18 protein-coding genes and 1 pseudogene are annotated in these 19,099 nt (G+C 70.9%); 13 read left to right on the top strand and 6 right to left on the bottom strand.

Annotated features, from left to right (window positions below; genetic code table 11):
• The first annotated feature begins 61 nt into the window (after positions 1-61).
• Complete coding sequence (locus OG607_RS11455; RefSeq protein WP_405722162.1) at positions 62-739, top strand: hypothetical protein; 678 nt, start codon at positions 62-64, stop codon at positions 737-739.
• Here OG607_RS11455 and OG607_RS11450 read toward each other — a convergent pair.
• The gene (locus OG607_RS11450) at positions 726-1,172 is read right to left on the bottom strand and encodes a DUF3093 domain-containing protein (RefSeq protein ID WP_405722159.1); all 447 of its coding nucleotides are present in this window, start codon (positions 1,170-1,172) and stop codon (positions 726-728) included. The genes OG607_RS11455 and OG607_RS11450 overlap by 14 nt on opposite strands.
• 119 nt (positions 1,173-1,291) lie before the next feature.
• Complete coding sequence (locus OG607_RS11445; protein WP_405722156.1) at positions 1,292-2,179, bottom strand: SDR family oxidoreductase; 888 nt, start codon at positions 2,177-2,179, stop codon at positions 1,292-1,294.
• A gap of 83 nt (positions 2,180-2,262) precedes the next feature.
• Here OG607_RS11445 and OG607_RS11440 point away from each other — a divergent pair, with 83 nt between their 5' ends.
• The 3 genes from OG607_RS11440 to OG607_RS11430 are packed head-to-tail and all read left to right on the top strand — an operon-like array spanning position 2,263 to position 4,140.
• Positions 2,263-2,844, top strand: a complete 582-nt coding sequence (locus OG607_RS11440) for a PaaI family thioesterase (protein ID WP_405722153.1) — start codon at positions 2,263-2,265, stop codon at positions 2,842-2,844.
• A complete protein-coding gene (gene dut / locus OG607_RS11435) occupies positions 2,841-3,371 on the top strand; it encodes a dUTP diphosphatase (RefSeq protein ID WP_405722150.1) in 531 nt (176 codons plus the stop codon). The genes OG607_RS11440 and dut overlap by 4 nt, the downstream gene beginning before the upstream one ends.
• On the top strand, positions 3,328-4,140 hold the full coding sequence (locus OG607_RS11430; RefSeq protein WP_405722147.1) for a DUF3710 domain-containing protein: 813 nt from the start codon (positions 3,328-3,330) through the stop codon (positions 4,138-4,140). The genes dut and OG607_RS11430 overlap by 44 nt, the downstream gene beginning before the upstream one ends.
• A 162-nt stretch (positions 4,141-4,302) precedes the next feature.
• Here OG607_RS11430 and cysC read toward each other — a convergent pair whose 3' ends face one another.
• Positions 4,303-4,896: an adenylyl-sulfate kinase gene (gene cysC / locus OG607_RS11425; RefSeq protein WP_405722145.1), complete on the bottom strand. Its 594-nt coding sequence runs from the start codon at positions 4,894-4,896 to the stop codon at positions 4,303-4,305.
• Positions 4,897-5,097: 201 nt separating this feature from the next.
• On the opposite strand from cysC, the gene OG607_RS11420 reads away from it, so the two are divergent.
• From OG607_RS11420 to OG607_RS11405, 4 genes are all read left to right on the top strand, one after another.
• Complete coding sequence (locus OG607_RS11420; RefSeq protein WP_405722142.1) at positions 5,098-7,635, top strand: ATP-binding protein; 2,538 nt, start codon at positions 5,098-5,100, stop codon at positions 7,633-7,635.
• A 142-nt stretch (positions 7,636-7,777) separates the two neighbouring features.
• Complete coding sequence (locus tag OG607_RS11415) at positions 7,778-8,461, top strand: response regulator (protein WP_405722139.1); 684 nt, start codon at positions 7,778-7,780, stop codon at positions 8,459-8,461.
• 32 nt (positions 8,462-8,493) lie between these two features.
• On the top strand, positions 8,494-8,892 hold the full coding sequence (locus tag OG607_RS11410; protein ID WP_329311520.1) for an OB-fold nucleic acid binding domain-containing protein: 399 nt from the start codon (positions 8,494-8,496) through the stop codon (positions 8,890-8,892).
• Between the two features lie 2 nt (positions 8,893-8,894).
• Positions 8,895-9,650, top strand: coding sequence for a DUF3159 domain-containing protein (locus OG607_RS11405; protein ID WP_405722136.1), 756 nt, complete (start codon positions 8,895-8,897; stop codon positions 9,648-9,650).
• A 65-nt stretch (positions 9,651-9,715) separates the two neighbouring features.
• Here the strand turns inward: OG607_RS11405 and OG607_RS11400 are convergent, their stop codons facing one another.
• Positions 9,716-10,396: a potassium channel family protein gene (locus OG607_RS11400; RefSeq protein WP_405722133.1), complete on the bottom strand. Its 681-nt coding sequence runs from the start codon at positions 10,394-10,396 to the stop codon at positions 9,716-9,718.
• Complete coding sequence (locus tag OG607_RS11395) at positions 10,396-11,061, bottom strand: TrkA family potassium uptake protein (protein WP_329311517.1); 666 nt, start codon at positions 11,059-11,061, stop codon at positions 10,396-10,398. The genes OG607_RS11400 and OG607_RS11395 overlap by 1 nt, the downstream gene beginning before the upstream one ends.
• Before the next feature lie 146 nt (positions 11,062-11,207).
• Here OG607_RS11395 and OG607_RS11390 point away from each other — a divergent pair, with 146 nt between their 5' ends.
• The 4 genes from OG607_RS11390 to OG607_RS11375 all read left to right on the top strand — a co-directional run bounded on the left by OG607_RS11390 (position 11,208) and on the right by OG607_RS11375 (position 17,775).
• On the top strand, positions 11,208-13,259 hold the full coding sequence (locus OG607_RS11390) for an APC family permease (protein WP_405722129.1): 2,052 nt from the start codon (positions 11,208-11,210) through the stop codon (positions 13,257-13,259).
• Between the two features lie 90 nt (positions 13,260-13,349).
• Complete coding sequence (locus OG607_RS11385; protein ID WP_405722126.1) at positions 13,350-14,702, top strand: class I SAM-dependent RNA methyltransferase; 1,353 nt, start codon at positions 13,350-13,352, stop codon at positions 14,700-14,702.
• A gap of 364 nt (positions 14,703-15,066) precedes the next feature.
• Positions 15,067-16,506, top strand: a complete 1,440-nt coding sequence (locus OG607_RS11380) for a tyrosine-type recombinase/integrase (protein ID WP_405722123.1) — start codon at positions 15,067-15,069, stop codon at positions 16,504-16,506.
• A 315-nt stretch (positions 16,507-16,821) separates the two neighbouring features.
• Complete coding sequence (locus tag OG607_RS11375) at positions 16,822-17,775, top strand: hypothetical protein (RefSeq protein WP_405722120.1); 954 nt, start codon at positions 16,822-16,824, stop codon at positions 17,773-17,775.
• A gap of 285 nt (positions 17,776-18,060) precedes the next feature.
• Here OG607_RS11375 and OG607_RS11370 read toward each other — a convergent pair.
• Positions 18,061-18,215: pseudogene (locus OG607_RS11370) on the bottom strand (hypothetical protein); the annotation flags it as partial.
• A 114-nt stretch (positions 18,216-18,329) separates the two neighbouring features.
• Here OG607_RS11370 and OG607_RS11365 point away from each other — a divergent pair.
• Positions 18,330-19,079, top strand: coding sequence for an SDR family oxidoreductase (locus tag OG607_RS11365; protein ID WP_405722117.1), 750 nt, complete (start codon positions 18,330-18,332; stop codon positions 19,077-19,079).
• Positions 19,080-19,099: the final 20 nt, after the last annotated feature.

Here is a 19,099-nt window from a genome sequence, read left to right as displayed (position 1 = left end):
CTCGCTCGCGGGCGCACAGGACGCGAATGGCGCAGACCCTGCCCAGCGCGCCGGAGGCGCTGTGGGCGCCGCCAGGGGCTCCTCATGGGGCTCCCGCACCAGGGAGGCGCTCGGAGTCGGCCGCAAGGGGCTCACAACCCTCGCGGAACGGCTCATCGAGACGGCCCCGCGGATTCCCGTACGCGACCTCGCCACGCTCCGGGAACAGTTCCCGGGCCTGGGCCCCGAGGAGATCGCGGACAAGCTGATCAGCGGCGCCGTGAAGAGCACCGCGACCGTCGGCGCGGGCGTCGGGGCGGCCGCGATGCTGCCCACTCCGCCCGCGATGGCGGCCGAGCTGGTGACGGAGACCTTCGCGGTCGCCGTCGTCGAGTACAAGCTCATCGCCGAGCTGCACGAGGTCTACGGGCTGCGCGCCCACGGCTCCGTACGGCAGCGCGCGACCGTCTATCTCGCCGAGTGGACCCAGCGGCGTGGCATCGATGTCACCAAGCCGTCCACGCTCGACCTCGCGCTCGGCGTGAGAATGAAACGGGAGCTGCGCCAGCAGCTCCTGAAGCGCACCATGCGCAATCTGCCGACCCTGACCCCGTTCATGGTCGGGGCGGCCATCGGCGCCGTCATGAACCGGCGCGACACCCACAGACTCGCCGAGCGTGTCCGCAAGGACCTCCGCGAGCACCTGGTGCCCTGGGACGTGCTGGGCCCGCCCGACGAGCGGCCGGCTATCGAGCCCTGACCGCGTCCAGCGCGGAGGCCAGCCGCTGCGGCGAGCGGGTCGACAGGTACACATACGGCGTCGGATCCGCCGGGTCCGTGATCTCGACCTTCAGCGCCGTCGGGATGTACGCACGCAGCAGCATGAAAGCCCGGGGGTCGGCCTTGTGACGCCGCCAGGCGATCGCCTCGTCGGCGTCCAGCACCGTCGCCTCGCCCAGCGCCTCCACCGGGATCCTCGCGTCCCCCGCGACCAGCGAACCCGCCACGACGCGGATCCGCGCCGACCCGTACGAACTCACCGCGGCGGCCGCCAGCGCCCCGCCGCCGACCAGGCCCGCCAGCATCGGCAGGGTGCCCACCGGCAGCAGGATCAGCGCGAAGGCGAACCCGGAGCCGGCGGCGATGAGCCACCAGGAGCGCGGCACGGTGAGGCGTTCGTCGTAAGGCTGCATGTGCCCAGCTTCGCAGACGCTCCAGGCCGCCCTGTCAGAGCCTGTGTCTGAGCCCCGGCCGGGTCAGCGGGCGTGCGTGCCAGGCGGCGGGCGCCCGGCCGGGGCTCAGACACAGGCTCTCAGCGCCCGAGGCGGCCGCGCACCCGCTCCACGGCCCGCGCGGCCCGGGGCGGCGCCGCGCGCAGGCCCGTCGCGAGCTGCTTGGCCCAGTCCGTGGCGGCGGTCGGCAGCGCGGCGTCCAGGACGGCCGCGGAACGGGCGTTGCCGCCCACCAGGTAGCGCGGCTGAGGGCGGCGGGCGGTGAGGGCCCTGAGCACTGCCAGGGCGACCGGGCGGGGCCCGGGCAGGTCGCGGCCGAGCACGCCGCCGACGGCCTCGTACTGGTCGGCGTACGCGGAGGACCGGCTCTCCGGCAGCAGGCCGGCGGACTGCTGCCATATCCCGGTGGCGTACGAGCCCGGCTCGATCAGGACGACCTTCACCCCGAACGGCGCGGTCTCCATGCGCAGGGCGTCGGTGACCGCCTCCAGGCCCTGCTTGCTGGCGCAGTACCAGCCGAGCATCGGCATCGAGACCCGGCCGGAGATCGAGGAGATGTTGACGATCCGGCCCGCGCGCCGCTCGCGCATGGTGGGCAGCACCAGGCGCGCGATGCGCGCGGGGGCGATCAGATTGGTCTCCAGCTGCCGCCGCACCTGCTCGTCGTCCACGTCCTCGATCGCACCGGGCTGGGCGAAACCCGCGTTGTTGACCACGGCCCAGGGGCCGCCGTCGGTCATCGTGGCGATCTCGGTGAAGGCCTTGACGGTGGAGGTCGGGTCGGTGACATCGAGCAGCACCGTGCGCACCGCCGCCCCCGTCCGCTCCACCTGCTTGCGCAGGGCGTCCGCCTTGTCCTCGCTGCGCACGCTGCCGATCACGTCGAAACCGGCATGCGCGAGCTCAAGAGTGATGGCGAGGCCGATTCCGCTGCCGGCTCCGGTGACGACGACGGACTTCGGACTCATGGGCGCTCCAGTGCTGGGCAGTGCTGGAAGGACCAACGGACACACGGCTGGAAAGGATCCCGCAGGAGGGTAGGGTCTCCCGCGTGAGTCGAGCAACAAGCCTTACCCCGCCACCGGACGCGGCCGCACCGGTGCGGCACCCCGACGCGCCCGCGCCCGGTGAGGTGCTCGGGGCGCACTACGACCAGTGTTTCGGGTGCGGCGAGGCACAGCCCCACGGCCTGCACGTCCAGGCGCGGGCGGGGGACGGGGTGAGCGTCACCGCCGAGTTCACCGTCCAGCCCGCCCACCAGGGCGCCCCGGGCCTCGCGCACGGCGGCGTACTGGCCACCGCGCTGGACGAGACCCTCGGCTCGCTCACCTGGCTGCTGCACACCATCGCGGTCACCGGCCGCCTGGAGACCGACTACGTACGCCCCGTCCCGGTCGGCAGCACCCTCTTCCTGGACGCGCGCGTCACCGCCGTCGCCGGGCGCAAGATCTACGCGACCGCCACCGGCCGGATCGGCGCCCCCGACGGGCCCGTCGCGGTCCGCGCGGACGCGCTCTTCATCGAGGTCAAGCTCGAACACTTCACGAACAACGGCCGCCCGGAAGAGGTCAATGCCGCCATGGCCGACCCCGACCAGGTGCGGGTCGCCCGCGCCTTCGAGGTGAACCCGTGAGCCGTCCGTTCCTGGATGTGCAGCTCCGGCGCCTGCACGCCGGCGTCCCCGTCCCCGCGTACGGGCAGCCGGGCGACGCGGGCGCCGACCTGATCACCACCGAGGCCGCGGAACTCGCCCCCGGCGAGCGCGCGGTGCTGCCCACCGGAGTGGCGATCGCGCTCCCCGAGGGGTACGCGGCCTTCGTACACCCGCGCAGCGGACTGGCCGCCCGCTGCGGTGTGGCCATGGTGAATGCCCCGGGAACCATTGATGCCGGGTACCGTGGAGAGATCAAGGTGATCGTGGTCAACCTGGACCCGCGTGAGAGCGTGCGGTTCGAGCCGGGCGACCGGATTGCCCAGCTGGTCGTCCAGCAGGTCGAGCGGGTCCGCTTCCACGAGGTCGCGGAGCTGCCGGACTCTGCCAGGGGCACTGGGGGCTTCGGCTCCACCGGGGGACATCCCTCGATGGTGGGCGGGGTGGTAACGCCCGAGGCCGGCAATGGATACGCTTCGGTCATCGCAGCAGACCGGGAAGGAAAGTGACGTGTTCCGACGTCGTCGCAAGGAGCGCGCAGACGCCCTCGACGAGCTCGAAGCCAATGGCGCTGACGAGCTGGCCGAAGACGCCGAGGAGTCGGCTGACGACTCCGGGGAGTCCCGTCGGTACAACCTTCCGCCCGCCCCGCGGCCGGACGGCCCCTGGGATGTGAGCGAGGTCAAGGAGCCCGGCGAGGGCCGGGTCGACCTCGGCGGGCTGTTCGTGCCCGGGGTCGAGGGCATGGAACTGCGGGTCGAGGTGGCCGGCGAGTCCATCGTGGCCGCCACGGTGGTGCTGCGCGACAGCGCCATCCAGCTGCAGGCCTTCGCCGCCCCCAAGTCCGAGGGCATCTGGGGCGAGGTACGGGACGAGATCGCCTCCGGCATCACCAAACAGGGCGGCATCGTCGACCTCGTCGAGGGCCCTCTCGGCTGGGAACTGCGCGCGCAGGTCCCCGTGCAGCTGCCCGACGGCACCAACGGCGTCCAGCTGGTCCGCTTCGTCGGCGTCGACGGCCCCCGCTGGTTCCTGCGGGGCGTCATCTCCGGCCAGGGCGCCGTCCAGCCCCAGGCCGCCGGACTGCTCGAAGCCGTCTTCCGTGACACCGTCGTCCTGCGCGGTGAATCCCCGATGGCCCCGCGCGACCCGATCGTCCTCAAGCTGCCCAACGACGCCCAGATGGTGCCCGAGGGCGTCTCCCAGGACGCCGAGGGCCGCTTCTCCGACGGCATCGACCCGATGCGCCGCGGCCCGGAGATCACCGAGGTCCACTAGGCGCTCCGCGCTGTACGCATCCGGGGCCCGCACCTGCTCACAGGTGCGGGCCTCGTTTTCTGCCTCAATCGCCGGACGGGCTGGATTCAGCTCGTCATTCAGCTCGTCCGTACTCCGGGCGGGTGATCTCCGGCCGCCGGACGTCGGCCGGGTGCAGGGGGCTCACTTCACCAGCCCCCGCGCCGCCAGCATCGCGTACACCGCGCCGGCCGAATCCTCGGGCGCCGCGTCCTGGGTGTCGATGCGCAGGTCGGGCCGCTCCGGGGCCTCGTAAGGGTCGTCCACACCCGTCAGCCCGGTGAGCTGACCGGCTGCCTGCCGGGCGTACAGACCCTTCACATCGCGGGCGGAGCAGACCTCGACCGGTGTGGAGACATGCACCTCGTAGAAGCAGGCGCCGCTGCGCGCATGACGCTCGCGGACCGCAGTGCGGCTGTCGGCGTAGGGCGCGATGACCGGGACGAGGACGACGATGCCGTTGCGGGCCAGGATCTCGGCGACCAGGCCGATCCGCTGGACGTTGGTGTTGCGGTCCTCGCGGCTGAAGCCGAGGCCGGCGGACAGGAAGCGGCGGATCTCGTCACCGTCCAGCACCTCCACGCGGCGGCCGGTGCCGCGCAGCCGCCCGGCGAGGGTCTGGGCGATCGTGGTCTTGCCCGCACTCGGGAGACCGGTGAGCCAGACGGTGGCTCCCCGGGCCGACGGCTTGCTCTCGCTCCCGCAAGGGGCGTTGCTGACGTTGTCGAGGAGTCCCATGGGCTGGGAGTTTGTTACAAGCGCATGAGTGGATCCACAGACTTCCCTGAACATTTCATTAATCGGACTTGGTGGTTCCCTTTGCCGGCCCGCGCCGATTCCAGCCGATTCCATACGGATCCTTGACGCCCGCGCGGGCCCTCGGCCGGTGCCGGGGGACACGTCCATGCCTAGGCTGGCCGCCGAGCGGAGGATGGGACCATGGCAACAGGGGCAAAGGGGGTACGGGGCAAGCTGCGCGTCTACCTCGGGGCGGCACCCGGCGTGGGCAAGACCTACGCCATGCTGGCCGAGGCGCACCGGCGCGTGGAGCGGGGGACCGATGTGGCCGTCGGCTATGTCGAGCCGCACCGGCGCCCGCGCACCGAGGAACTGCTGGCCGGGCTGGAGATCCTGCCGTGCCGGGAGATCGAGTACCGCGACGCGGCGTTCACCGAGATGGACGTGGACGCGGTGCTCACCCGCCGCCCGGCCGTGGCCCTGGTGGACGAGCTGGCGCACACCAATGTGCCGGGCTCGCGCAACGCCAAGCGGTGGCAGGACGTCGAGGAGCTGCTCCAGGCCGGGATAGACGTGGTGTCCACGGTCAACATCCAGCACCTGGAGTCCCTCGGCGATGTCGTGGAGTCCATAACGGGCGTACGGCAGCGCGAGACCGTCCCCGACGAGGTGGTCCGCCGGGCCGACCAGATAGAGCTGGTCGACATGTCGCCACAGGCGCTGCGCCGCCGTATGGCGCACGGCAACATCTACGCCCCCGACCGGGTCGACGCGGCCCTGTCCAACTACTTCCGGCCCGGGAATCTCACCGCGCTGCGCGAGCTGGCCCTGCTGTGGGTCGCCGACCGGGTCGACGAGTACCTCCGGCAGTACCGCGCCGACCACAGCATCTCCACCACCTGGCAGGCCCGCGAGCGCATCGTCGTCGGCCTCACCGGCGGCCCGGAGGGGCGTACGCTCATCCGCCGCGCCGCGCGCATGGCGGCCAAGGGCGCGGGAGGCGAGATCCTCGCCGTGCACATCGTGAGCGGCGACGGGCTGATAGCGGGATCGGCAAAGGAGCTGACGGTCCAGCGGACCCTGGTGGAGGAGCTCGGCGGCTCCTTCCACCATGTCGTCGGCGACGACGTGCCCACCGCGCTGCTGGACTTCGCGCGGGGGGTCAACGCCACCCAGATCGTGCTGGGCACCAGCCGCCGCAAGACCTGGCAGTACGTCTTCGGGCCGGGCGTCGGCGCGACCGCTGCCCGCGACTCCGGCCCGGACCTCGACGTCCACATCGTCACCCACGAGGAGGCCGCCAAGGGCCGCGGCCTGCCCATCGCACGCGGCGCGCGGCTCGGCCGCTCCCGCGTCGTCGCCGGCTGGCTCGTCGGAGCGGCGGGGCCGGTGCTGCTCGCGCTGGTGCTGACCACCTGGCACCCGGGCCTGGGCCTGGCCACCGACATGCTGCTGTTCCTGGCCCTGACGGTCGCGGCGGCGCTCGTCGGCGGGCTGTTCCCGGCGCTCGTCTCGGCGCTCGGCGGATCGCTGCTGCTCAACTACTACTTCACGCCGCCCACCCACGCCTTCACCATCGCCGAGCCCGAGAACATCCTGGCCCTCGCCATCTTCGTCGTGGTCGGCGTCTCGGTCGCCTCCGTCGTGGACCTGGCCGCCCGCCGCACCCAGCAGGCGGCCCGGCTGCGCTCGGAGGCGGAAATCCTGTCCTTCCTGGCGGGAAGCGTCCTGCGCGGCGAGAGCTCCCTGGACGCGCTGCTGGAGCGGGTCCGCGAGACCTTCGCCATGGACTCCGTCGCCTTCCTGGAGCGCGAGAGCGAACACGACAACTGGAGCTGTGCGGCGAGCGTCGGCGCCGCCCCCTGCGGCCGCCCCGAGGACGCGGACGTCGAGGTGCCCGTCAACGACCGGCTCTCGCTGGCCCTCACCGGGCGCGTGCTGCCCGCCTCCGACCGGCGCGTGCTCTCCGCCTTCGCCGCGCAGGCCGCCGTGGCCCTGGACCGCCGCCGCCTGGAGGACGAGGCCGCACACGCACGCGAGCTGGCAGAGGGCAACCGGATCCGTACCGCGCTGCTCGCCGCCGTGTCGCACGACCTGCGCACGCCGCTCGCCGGCATCAAGGCCGCCGTCTCCTCGCTGCGCTCCGTGGACGTCGCCTGGTCCCCCGAGGACGAGGCCGAGCTCCTGGAGGGCATCGAGAACGGCGCGGACCGGCTCGACCACCTCGTCGGCAACCTCCTGGACATGTCCCGCCTCCAGACCGGCACCGTCACCCCGCTGATGCGCGCGACCGACCTCGACGAGGTGGTCCCGATGGCGCTGGGCGGAGTGCCCGAAGGCAGCGTCCTCCTCGACATCCCGGAGACCCTGCCCATGGTCGCCGCCGACCCCGGCCTCCTGGAGCGCGCCGCCGCGAACCTGGTCGAGAACGCGGTCAAGTACAGCCCGCCCGGCTCCAAGGTGCTCGTCGCGGCCAGCGCGCTGGGCAACCGGGTCGAACTCCGGGTCGTCGACCGCGGCCCCGGCGTCCCCGACGCCGCCAAGGACCGGATCTTCGAGCCCTTCCAGCGCTACGGCGACACCCCGCGCGGCACCGGCGTCGGCCTCGGCCTCGCGGTCGCCCGCGGCTTCACCGAGGCCATGGGCGGCACACTGGTCGCCGAGGACACCCCGGGCGGCGGGATGACCATGGTCCTGACACTCCGGGCCGCGGTAACCCAGGATCTGCGGTCGACGTAGGCGAATGAGCCAAAGTGAAGCGGCCGCTGTCGAAAAGGAGACGCGCGCAGGGAGCGAGGTACGAGCGACCGAGCACGTCGACTGTCGACAGTGGCTGAGCGCAATGGAGGCGAATTCGCCTCCAAAAAAAGAAGGAGAAAGAATGAACCGGGTGCTCGTGGTGGACGACGAGCCGCAGATCGTGCGCGCTCTCGTGATCAACCTGCGGGCCCGCAAGTACGAGGTCGACGCCGCCCACGACGGTGCGACCGCGCTGCAGCTCGCCGCCGCCCGCCACCCGGACGTCGTCGTGCTGGACCTCGGACTGCCCGACATGGACGGCGTAGACGTGATCCGCGGCCTGCGAGGCTGGACGCGGGTGCCGATCATCGTGCTGTCCGCCCGCCAGACCTCCGACGAGAAGGTCGAGGCGCTGGACGCGGGGGCGGACGACTACGTGACCAAGCCGTTCGGCATGGACGAGCTGCTGGCCCGGCTGCGCGCGGCGGTGCGGCGCGCACAGCCCGCCGGTCCCGAGGACGACGCCTCCACGGTCGAGACCGAGTCCTTCACCGTCGACCTGGCGGCCAAGAAGGTCAACCGGGACGGCGCCGACGTACGCCTCACGCCCACCGAATGGCACCTGCTGGAGGTCCTGGTCCGCAACACCGGCCGGCTGGTCAGCCAGAAACAGCTCCTCCAGGAGGTCTGGGGCCCCGCCTACGGCACGGAGGCCAACTACCTGCGGGTCTACATGGCCCAGCTCCGCCGCAAGCTGGAGTCCGACCCCTCCCACCCCCGGCACTTCGTCACCGAGCCCGGCATGGGCTACCGATTCGAGAAGTGATCCTGTCCGCCCTGCCCGGTAGGCTTTGAGCCATGAGTGGTGCCACCCGTTCGGACCGACCCGCGAGCCGTTTTCGCCGGATGCTCGACCGCCTGTCCTCGACCCAGGAGGAACTGCACTCCGAGGAGCTGCAGGAGGATGCCCTGGCGACCGGGTGCACGCGGATCTGCGACTGCCACGACCGGCAGATAGTGAGCGTGACCGGTACACTGCGCGCCGTGACGCTGCGGCCGCGTGCCGGTGTGCCGGCGCTGGAGGCGGAGCTGTTCGACGGCTCCGCGGCGCTGGACGTGGTCTGGCTGGGCCGCCGCAGCATCGTGGGCATAGAGCCGGGCCGAAGGATCATCGCGTCGGGGCGGATCTCCATGAACCGCGGCCGGCCGGTGCTGTTCAACCCCAAGTACGAGTTGCGTCCGGTCGGACAGGAGTAAGCGTGGCGTCGATCGAAAAGCGGACCGAGCCCCAGAGCGAGGCGGGGGCCGAGCCCGAGCATGACGCGGCCGCCTCCAGGGCGGCCGCCGACCATGCGCTCCTGGAGGCGTTCGGCGGGGTGTGGGGCATGGTGGACACCACCGTGCCCGGCCTGGTCTTCGTCACGATCTACACGATCAACCGGGACATCCACATCGCCGGCATCGCGGCGCTGGGGCTCAGCCTGGTCCTGGCGCTGGCGCGGCTGGCGAAGAAGCAGACCCTCAAGCACGCCTTCAGCGGGGTCTTCGGAGTCGCCTTCGGCGTCGTCTTCGCGATGATGTCCGGCAACGCCAAGAACTTCTACCTCCCCGGCATGCTCTACACGCTCGGGCTGGCCGTCGCCTACGTGGTCTCCGCCATGGCCGGCTTCCCGCTGATCGGGCTGCTGCTCGGCCCGATCCTCAAGGAGAACCTCTCCTGGCGGGATCGCAACCCCGGCCGCCGGGTCGCCTACACCAAGGCCACCTGGGCCTGGGGCATCATCCTGCTCGCCAAGTCCGCGATCCTCTTCCCTCTCTACCTGTGGGGCAACGCCACCCAGCTCGGATGGGTCAAGGTCGCCCTCGGCATCCCGCCCTTCCTGCTCTGCGTCTACCTGACCTGGGTCTTCCTGGCCAAGGCTCCGCCGCCGATCGACGTGATCGCGGAGATGGAGGCGGCCGAGGCCGCCGAGAAGGAGGCGGAGGCCGCCCGTAAGGAAGCCGCCGCGAACTGAGTCCTCACGGATACGGAGCCGGGCCCGGACCATCAGGTCCGGGCCCGGCTCCGTATCCGTACGCGTCAGCCCTCGGCGGAGCCGTTGCGCTGGAGCGACAGCAGGTCCTCCAGCTGCTCCTCCCGGTGCGGGGCCGCGACGAACAGCAGCTCGTCACCCGCCTCCAGGGCGTCGTCCTTGGACGGGGTGAGCACTCGGTGGCCCCGGATGATGGTGACCAGGGAGGTGTCCAGCGGCCACTCGACGTCGCCGACCCGGGTGCCGACGAGGGCGGCCTCGGGCGGCAGGGTCAGCTCGACGAGGTTGGCGTCGCCCTGGCTGAAGCGCATCAGGCGTACGAGGTCGCCGACGCTGACGGCCTCCTCGACCAGGGCCGACATCAGGCGCGGGGTGGAGACGGCGACGTCCACGCCCCAGGCCTCGTTGAACAGCCACTCGTTCTTGGGATTGTTGACCCGGGCGACGACCCGGGGCACCCCGTACTCGGTCTTGGCCAGCAGCGAGACGACGAGGTTGACCTTGTCGTCCCCGGTGGCGGCGATGACGACGTTGCAGCGCTGCAGCGCAGCCTCGTCCAGCGAGGTGATCTCGCAGGCGTCGGCGAGCAGCCACTCGGCCTGCGGGACCCGCTCCACGGAGATGGAGCTGGGGTTCTTGTCGACGAGAAGGACCTCGTGGCCGTTCTCCAGCAGCTCGGCCGCGATCGAGCGGCCCACCGCGCCGGCCCCGGCGATGGCGACTCTCATCAGTGACCCTCCTCAGGGCCCTTGGCGAACGTCGCCTCGACCTGTTCGACCTCGTCGGTACGCATCATGACGTGCACCAGGTCACCTTCCTGGAGCACCGTCTGGGAGCTCGGCAGCATGGCCTCGCCCAGCCGGGTGAGGAACGCCACACGCACCCCTGTCTCCTCCTGGAGCTTGCTGACCTTGTGGCCGATCCATGCGGGGGAGATGTGCACCTCGGCGAGCTGCACCCCGCCGCTGGGGTCGCGCCACAGGGGCTCGGCTCCGGACGGCAGCAGCCGGCGGAGCATCTGGTCCGCGGTCCACCGCACGGTGGCCACGGTGGGGATGCCGAGGCGCTGGTAGACCTCGGCGCGCCGGGGGTCGTAGATACGGGCCGCGACATTCTCGATGCCGAACATCTCGCGGGCCACGCGGGCCGCGATGATGTTGGAGTTGTCGCCGCTGCTGACGGCCGCGAAGGCTCCCGCCTCCTCGATCCCGGCCTCGCGCAGTGTGTCCTGGTCGAACCCGATGCCGGTCACCCGGCGGCCGCTGAACCCGGCGCCCAGGCGGCGGAAGGCCGTCGGGTCCTGGTCGATCACGGCGACCGTATGACCTTGCTGTTCGAGGGAGTGCGCGAGAGTGGAGCCCACCCTCCCGCAACCCATGATGACGACGTGCACGACCGTCCTTCCGGCTGTCAACTGCTTTGGCTGGTTTTGCTGAGCTCTTTACAGGTTCTCAGACCCGGGCCAAAGCTACACACGGAGGTACTGCGGAAGGGAGTCCCGGGTACGTGCGCATCTTGACGAACCCTTAACATCCTGGGGTGTCCAAACTGACCGACTTGCCGAAACGGATCCTGATCGGCCGGGCGCTGCGCAGCGACAAGCTCGGGGAAACGCTCCTCCCCAAGCGGCTCGCGCTGCCCGTCTTCGCCTCCGACCCGCTGTCCTCCGTCGCGTACGCACCGGGTGAGGTCCTGCTGGTCCTGTCCATCGCCGGTGTGTCGGCCTATCACTTCAGCCCGTGGATCGCGGTCGCCGTCGTCGTACTGATGTTCACTGTGGTGGCCTCGTACCGGCAGAACGTCCACGCCTATCCCTCCGGCGGCGGCGACTACGAGGTCGCCACGACCAACCTCGGCCCGCGCGCCGGGCTCACCGTCGCCAGCGCGCTGCTCGTCGACTATGTCCTGACCGTGGCGGTGTCGGTCGCCTCCGGCGTGGAGAACCTCGGCTCGGCCGTGCCGTTCTTCGTCGAGCACAAGGTGCTGGGCGCGGTCGGGATGATCGTCGTACTGATGCTGATGAACCTGCGGGGCGTACGGGAGTCGGGCACCGTCTTCGCCATCCCGACGTACGCGTTCGTCCTCGGTGTCTTCGCCATGATCGCCTGGGGCATCTTCCGGATCGCCACCGGCGACGACATGCACGCCCCGACCGCCGGCTACACGATCAAGGCCGAGCACACCGGGCTGGCCGGTTTCGCACTGGTCTTCCTGCTGCTGCGGGCCTTCTCCTCCGGCTGTGCCGCCCTGACCGGCGTCGAGGCGATCAGTAACGGCGTGCCCGCCTTCCGCAAGCCCAAGTCCAAGAACGCCGCCACCACGCTCGCCGCGATGGGCGTGCTGGCCGTCACCATGTTCTGCGGCATCATCGCGCTGGCCATCAACACCGGCGTGCGCATGGCGGAAAACCCGGCCACGGACCTCCTGCACAACGGTGTCCCGGTCGGCGCCTCCTTCACCCAGGACCCCGTCATCGCGCAGGTCGCGGCGGCGGTCTTCGGCAACGGCTCGATCCCGTTCATCTTCCTGGCCGCCGTCACGGCCCTGGTGCTCTTCCTGGCCGCCAACACCGCGTACAACGGCTTCCCGGTGCTCGGCTCGATCCTCGCCCAGGACCGCTACCTCCCGCGCCAGCTGCACACCCGCGGCGACCGGCTCGCCTTCAGCAACGGCATCGTGCTGCTGGCCGGCTTCGCCGCCGTCCTGGTCTACCTCTACGGCGCGGACTCCACCCGGCTCATCCAGCTCTACATCGTCGGCGTCTTCGTCTCCTTCACCCTCAGCCAGATCGGCATGGTCCGGCACTGGAACCGCCACCTGCGCACCGAGACCGACCCGGCCACGCGCCGCCGCATGATCCGCTCCCGCGCGATCAACACCTTCGGCGCCTTCTTCACCGGCCTCGTGCTGATCATCGTGCTGCTGACGAAGTTCACCCACGGCGCTTGGGTCGCGGTGCTCGGCATGGTCATCTTCTACGTGATCATGACCGCCATCCGCCGCCACTACGACCGCGTCGCCGGTGAGCTGGCCGCCACCGAGGACGACGGCGAGGACACCGTCCTGCCGTCCCGGGTGCACTCCATCGTGCTGGTCTCCAAGGTCCACAAGCCGACGCTGCGCGCGCTGTCCTACGCCAAGCTCTTCCGCTCGGACACGCTGGAGGCGCTCAGCATCAACGTCGACCCCGCCGACACCAAGGCGCTCCAGGCGGAGTGGCACCGGCGCGGCATCGACGTACCGCTGAAGGTGCTGGACTCGCCCTACCGCGAGATCACCCGGCCGATCATCGAGTACGTCAAGAGCCTGCGGCGGGCCAGCCCGCGCGATGTCGTCTCCGTCTACATCCCGGAGTACGTGGTCGGCCACTGGTACGAGCACCTGCTGCACAATCAGAGCGCCCTGCGGCTCAAGGGCCGGCTGCTCTTCACCCCGGGCGTCATGGTCACCTCGGTGCCATGGCAGCTGGAGTCCTCCGAGCGGGCCAAGCTGCGGCAGCGGCGGGGAGCCGAGTGGAACGCCCCGGGCTCGGTGCGGCGCGGCGAGGCCGGGCGGCCCGGTCGGCCGAAGGCCTCCAGCGACAAGCGGTGATCCGGGAGGGGCGGCGGGACGTAGACTGGTGAGCTGTCGTCGCACCACCCCTGCCCCACCCCGCCCCCCCGCTTGGAGCCTGGTTCCGTCATGCAGCACCGTACGAAGGCTCCTGAGGCCGACGCCCTGGTCGGCGAGCGCTACGAGGTCGAGGTCGGCCCGGTGGCGCACGGCGGCCACTGCATCGCCCGGACCGTCCTTCCGGGACACGACCGGGCCCAGGTGCTGTTCGTACGGCACGCGCTCCCCGGTGAGCGCGTGATCGCCCAGGTCACCGAGGGCGGCCCCGACTCGCGCTTCCTGCGCGCCGACGCCGTCGAGATCCTGGAGGCCTCCGCCGACCGCGTCGAGGCGCCCTGCCCCTTCTCCGGCCCCGGCAAGTGCGGCGGCTGCGACTGGCAGCACGCCTCGCCCGGCGCCCAGCGCCGGCTGAAGGTCCAGGTCATCACCGAGCAGCTGGCCCGCCTCGCCGGCCTCACCCCGGAAGACGTCGGCTGGAACAGCACCGTCGAGCCCGTCCCCGGCGACAAACTGCCGAAGGGCGAGGTCCCGGCCTGGCGCACGCGCGTGCAGTACGCGGTCGACGACGACGGCCGCGCAGGCCTGCGCCGCCACCGCTCCCACGAGGTCGAGCCGGTCGACCGCTGCCTCATCGCCGCCCCCGGCGTCAGTGAGCTCGGCATCGAGTCCCGCGACTGGCCCGGCATCGCCACCGTAGAGGCCATCGCCGCCACCGGCTCCAACGACCGCCAGGTCATCCTCACCCCCAAGCCCGGCGGCCGCCTCCCCCTCGTAGAGCTCGACCGCCCGGTCTCCGTCATGCGCGTCGACGAACAGGACGGCGTCCACCGCGTCCACGGCCGCGGCTTCGTCCGTGAGCGCGCCGAGGACCGCACCTGGCGGGTCGGCTCCGGCGGCTTCTGGCAGGTCCACACGAAGGCGCCCGACCTCCTCGTCGAGGCCGTCATGCAGGGCCTCACCCCGCGCAAGGGCGAGACCGCCCTCGACCTCTACTGCGGCGTCGGCCTCTTCGCCGGTGCCATCGCCGAGCGCGTCGGCGACACCGGCGCCGTCCTCGGCATCGAATCCGGCAAGCGAGCCGTCGAGGACGCCCGCCACAACCTCGCCGACCTCGACCGTGTCCGTATCGAACACGGCAAGGTCGAATCCGTCCTCCCCCGCACCGGCATCACCCAGGCCGACCTCATCGTCCTCGACCCCCCGCGCGCCGGCGCCGGCAAGTCCACCGTCGCCCACCTCGCCTCCCTCGGCGCCCGCCGCATCGCCTACGTAGCCTGCGACCCGGCGGCCCTCGCCCGCGACATCGCCTACTTCGCGACCGGGGGATACCGGGTGCGGTTCCTGCGGGCGTTCGACCTGTTCCCGATGACGCACCACGTGGAGTGCGTGGCGGTCCTTGAGCCTGCGGCAAAGGGTGCCTGACCTGCGGTCTTGTGCGTGCGCATTATGTGCGGTGTGGGCGCTACGGGCGATATCTTGACGCTGAAATGACGCTCGTGACGCTCATTTGACGCTCGTTCTGATAGCCCGTCAGGCGAATCGAGGGGCAAGTCAGGAACTTTCGATGGTCCTGCGCAGTGGATCGTCTGCGGTTAAGATCGCGGCGAGTTATCCGTTGTTGCGTTCTGTGAAACCGGGCTCACCTTCGTTGTGGATCTTAGTGCGTGACGAACGCCCTACGGATCGCCATCCGTCAATCCGGCGTGGTCCGGGTTCGCCCGGGTTGGGGGATGTCTGGGTCGGATGTGCGGGCAGTCATGCCTCTGCCGATCAAGAGGAGGCGGGCATGGATCCATACGAGCGTCGGGATGATCGTGCCGAAGGCGGCTTCGAATCCCCACTGGACCGAAGCCGGGCACTTCCGCACAGCGACGCGAGCGCGAGGCTCCAAGGACGCGACAACGCGGTCGCGGAGATGGCTGGTGAGTTCGGCGCGGAGTTGGTGCGGGCCATCCGCGCGGGCCTGGCCCAAGGGAACGGCTCTGCGCACGGATCCCGGGGCCCGTCCCAGCTGAGTTGGTATGCCTTCGCGACCGAGTACGCGCGGGCACACTGGCCCGGCCGGGCGGCGAAGACCCGAGACGAGGTCAGCGAGGCGCTGACCGCCATCACGATGGCGATGTTCTGGGACGTGCCCGGGCGGCCGAACGAGCAGGTGCTACGCCGTGCCCTGCGGCACTGGGCTTTTGTCGTGTCCGGGCCGGGGCAGGGGGAGCTGCCGGCGGAGGACCGGCTGGTGCTGCAGTGGGTGGCGAAGGCGTCCCGGCCCCTGGTCGACCTGCACGATCCGGTTCTGGCGCGCGAGGTGCTGGAGTCGCTGCGGCGCAAGCTCGACGGCGGCGAGGCGGCGGTGGAGACGATGCGCCGCAAGCGCAAGGTGCTGGTGCACGCCCTCCACTACGCCGTCGAGCGGGGTGAACTGGGCAGTCATCCGCTGCACCGGGTCCGCTGGCGCGTGCCCAAGCCGGCGGTCGCGGTGGACCCGCGGGTGGTGGCCAACCCGCACCAGGCACGGGATCTGCTGACGGCCATCTCCTACGTCGGCGGATACCGCCGGGCCCGCGGCCGTCGGCTGGTCGGGCTGTTCGCGGGCATGTACTACGCGGGCCTGCGCCCGGAAGAGGCCATCGCCGTCGCGCTGCCGGACTGCCGCCTGCCCGCAAACGGCTGGGGGCGGCTGATCGCGCACCGCACCTTGCCCCAGGCGGGCAAGCGATGGACGGACACCGGCCGCCTCCACGACGAGCGCGGTCTGAAGAACCGTCCTCCGGGGGAGACGAGGGTCGTGCCCCTGCCGCCGCACCTGGTGGCGTTGTGGCGGGACAGCGTGGCCACTTTCGGCACTGCCGACGACGGCCGGCTGTTCTTCACCGAAAGCGGCGGCATCATCGGCTACACCACCTACCACCGGGTCTGGCACGAATCCCGCGCTCTCGCCCTGTCACCTGCCCTCGCCGGCACACCGCTCGCGAGACGCCCGTACGACCTGCGGCACTCGGCTTTGTCCACCTGGCTGTGCGCGGGCGCAGACCCCGCCGAAGTCGCGCAGCGGGCGGGGAACAGTGTGGAGGTTCTCCTGTCCCGGTACGCGAAGTGCCTCTACGACCGGCAGTCCATCAACAACCAGCGCATCGAAAGCCTGCTGAGCGCCTACGACCAGCCGCCCGAGCCCACCGAGGCGCATGAGGAGCCTGGCGTCTCGGACACGGAGCGTCCTGAGCAGTAGGCGTGGTACAGGAGGGGCACTGTCCAGCCGCTGCGGTGTTGGCCCGAGTGGGCTTCGCCCCGGCTCGGCGTCAGTCCGGGGATGGGCATCGGCGCCCTCGTGGATCGTGCCCACGGCGACAAGCCGCACCTTGGGCGTGAAGGCGTGCACCGGTTATTCGACGCTCGACGGATCGCGCGCCTGGCTTGGGGTGTACATCGAAGTAGGTGCCGCGAGGAGTGGAGCCCCGGCCCAGCACCCCTAAGTGGAATCGGGGCCGCGAGTCTGGCCGGGAATTCCCACAGTGATAAGGATTTCTCAACTTTACATGGCTCCTTGTCAGCGCGGCGCGAAGACTGGTTTTGCCTCAATTCCACGGCGAAAGGAAGAACTATGTCGAACGATTCCCTCCGGTCCGTTGCGACCGTCGACCAGGACCTGGCACAACGGCCTGTCGCATCGTCGGCGCCGGAAATGACTCCGCTGCGTACGCACGACGTCTGGGTGCTGCCGGTGGAGGTGCTGCTGGAGGTCTTCAAGGCAGAGCACCGTGTGCTCGAATTGCCCAAAGCGGCCGAGGCGGCACTCGTCGCAGACGAAGGGGAGTTGTGGATCCTCACGGCCCCGGGGCTGGAGGACGAGGTGCGGACTTACGGTATTCGCCAACTCCTCACGCAGTACATCGCACGCCCCCGGGACTGCATGACGCTGACGCCGAGGTCCGACGCGAACGCCCCGGGCGGGATCCGGGCTGTCGCCGGTCAGGCCAGCGCAGACCCGCCGGCCGGGATTCCCGCCCCTGTGGTGGACCTCGGCACCTTCTGCCCGGACAGTCAGTGGGCGCCCCTGCATGGCTGGCGCAGTGACGAAGAAGTCATCACCGCGCTGCGTGCGCTGATCACCGATGCCCTCGGTGGCATGGCCGAGGACATCCCCGATGAGGCATACCCGCTGCCTGAGGGTGTCGGCGCTGCCATCACGTTCGGGTACGACAAAGAGGGCGAAGGCCACGCGCTGGTCTGGGTGCGCAAAGACCTCCCCAGCGGACTCCGCGCTGACCTGTGGGGATTCTGCGTCGCGCTGGCCGGCTTCCCGGACAGGATCGACTCGGCGGCCGACGAAGACGGCATCTGCTACATCGGCATCGAGGGCACCTGGGTGCCCGGCCCCGGCACCGCCCTGCTCGCGGCTCTCACCGTACAACGCATGGGACGGCGCCCCGGTAACTGCGCCTTCCCCTTCCTCCGCCCGTCGGCCATGCCCGAGGAGGTGATCCCGCTGGCGGCCTGAAGCGGATACCCGACAGGGCGTCGCATCGGGTCGGCTCCCCGCGGCCGCAACTTCATGGCATTGGCCGAACGGACTGCCATGAGGGCCCATCGGCCATGGATGCTGCCCGAGGTTGATTGCCTGGGATTGCGTCGCTTCCGTTCGGCTCTCGTGTGGACAGAAGCGACGCATCCATTACGCCGGCCTGGAGCAGCGGGCGGTGTCGGCGGCCTGGTGACGGACGCCTGGCGCACTCCGGGCCGGGAGAGTGCGGGGTCTGTGCTCTCCTGGCCCAGCATGCTGGTGTCAGGACGAGGGCAGCTCTGCGCGGACTGTGTCGGCGGCGGCGATGAGGTTCTCCAGGGGGCGCGGGTTTCGGGCCAGGGGCGGGTCTTCAGGCCGCAGTCGGGGTTGACCCAGAGCCGGTCGGCGGGGATGGCCTTGAGGTCGGTGCGCAGCTGAACCGACTGAGCGCCTGGGCGTACCGCTCTGCCGATGGTGACCGCGGCGACGGATTTTCCTCCAGCAGCTGGTCTTGATACGGACCGAACCCGACCACCACTTCGGAGTATCCGATGTCTGAGTCCTATCTCTTCCAGACCGCTGTCGTCACTGGTGCCAGCCGCGGCTTCGGGCGCGCGATCACCGCCGCCCTGGTCGCCGCGGGCACCCAGGTCGTCGGCATCGCCCGCCACGAGCGGGACCTGAACGCCGTACGCGACGAGCTCGGCGAGGGCTTCACCCCCGTCGCCGCCGACGCCACCGGCGAAGCGCTCGCGCAGGACGTGATCCGCACGCACCGCCCCGGCCTGCTCGTCCTCAATGCCGGGGCTGCGCCGCACATGACGCCCGTGCACGAGCACACCTGGGAGACCTTCAGCCGCAACTGGGACATGGACACGCGGCACGTGTTCACCTGGACCCGGGCGGCGCTGCGGCAGCCGCTGGCGCCGGGCAGCGTGGTCGTCACGCTGTCCAGCGGGGCCGTCCTGGGCGGATCCCCGCTCAGCGGCGGATATGCCAGCGCCAAGGCGGCCATCCGGTACATCCGGGGGTACGCGGCCGACGAGTCGCAGCGGGCCGGCCTGGGCATCCGGTTCGTCACGCTGCTGCCCGACCTGACCCCGGCCGGCGGCGTCGGCTCCGTGGCGGTGGCGGGCTACGCCGCGCGCCAGGGCGTGGACCGCGACACCTTCGTCAAGGGCAGGGGACCCGTCCTCACCGCGGACCAGGTCGCCAAGGCCGTCGTGGAGCTGGCCGGGAACACGGACAGCGCCCCGGAGTACCGGGTCGTCGGCGGCGACGGGCTGAGCCCGCTCGGCTGAGCGACGGCCCTACACTGCCC

The sequence above is a fragment of the Streptomyces sp. NBC_01537 genome (assembly GCF_045040445.1).
Taxonomy (GTDB): Bacteria; Actinomycetota; Actinomycetes; order Streptomycetales; family Streptomycetaceae; genus Actinacidiphila.
Note: the sequence above shows the minus strand (reverse complement) of the source record. Positions and strands in the feature narration are given on the sequence as shown.